Raw genomic sequence first — 1,072 nt, forward strand, 5'->3', positions numbered from 1 at the left:
ACCCAGACCATCACCATAGGTGATACTACGTCCCCAACGGCCAGTAACCCGGCAGCGGTGAATGTACAATGTGCATCCAATGTCCCTGCCGTTGACATTTCGGTGGTAACCGATGCGGCGGATAACTGTAGCGTAAACCCAACAGTCACCTTTGTAAGCGATGTCAGCGATGGTAATAGCAATCCTGAAGTAATTACTAGGACTTACAGGATAACCGACGAAGCCGGGAACAGCACCGATGTCACCCAGACCATCACGGTAGAGGATACTACCGCTCCGACGGCCAGCAACCCGGCAGCGGTGCATGTACAATGTGCATCGGATATCCCTGTTGTGGACATTACCGTAGTGACCGATGCGGTGGACAACTGTGGCACACCCACAGTTACTTTCGTAAGTGATGTCAGTGATGGTAAAAGCAATCCGGAAATGATAACCAGGACCTACAGGGTAATGGACGAAGCGGGCAACAGCACCGATATCACCCAGACTATCACGGTAGACGACACAACCGCTCCTACGGCTCTGTGTAAGGAGGCAGTGCTGCTCCTGGACTCCAATGGGGAAGCCAGTCTTACGGCCGATCTTGTGGACAATGGTTCGAGTGATATCTGTGGAGGGGTCACCCTGGAGGTATTACCAGGCAAGTTTACGGTCTCAGACCTGGGTGCCAATACGGTTACCCTGACGGTTACTGACGGCAATGGCAACACGGATAGTTGTAGCACCACGGTTACCGTGGGGGACAGTACGATCCCCACGGCCCTTTGCCGGGACATCGAAGTGGAACTTATTACCGGTAGTGTAACCATAGCCGCAACCGAGGTGGACAATGGTTCGTTTGACAACAGTGGTACGGTATCGTTTTCTCTGGACCGGAGCAGCTTTGGTTGTTCGGATTTGGGGGAGAACACGGTGACCCTGACGGTTACCGACCAAGACGGGAACACAGACAGCTGTACGGCCACGGTAAGGATAAGCTCATCCTTATTGGCCCTTGTTACCAACAGCGGCCCGATTTGTCAGGGATCCGTTCTGCAACTGAATGAGATCAGCGGACAGGGGACCTCAT

General features: G+C 53.5%; 1 protein-coding gene. It reads left to right on the top strand.

The genetic code is table 11. The features are described from left to right. Positions 1–1,072, top strand: a 1,072-nt coding sequence (locus GTQ38_RS20855; RefSeq protein WP_238858062.1) for an HYR-like domain-containing protein, incomplete at both ends; no start/stop codon positions are given.

The organism is Poritiphilus flavus, from assembly GCF_009901585.1.
GTDB classification, from domain to species: domain Bacteria; phylum Bacteroidota; class Bacteroidia; order Flavobacteriales; family Flavobacteriaceae; genus Poritiphilus; species Poritiphilus flavus.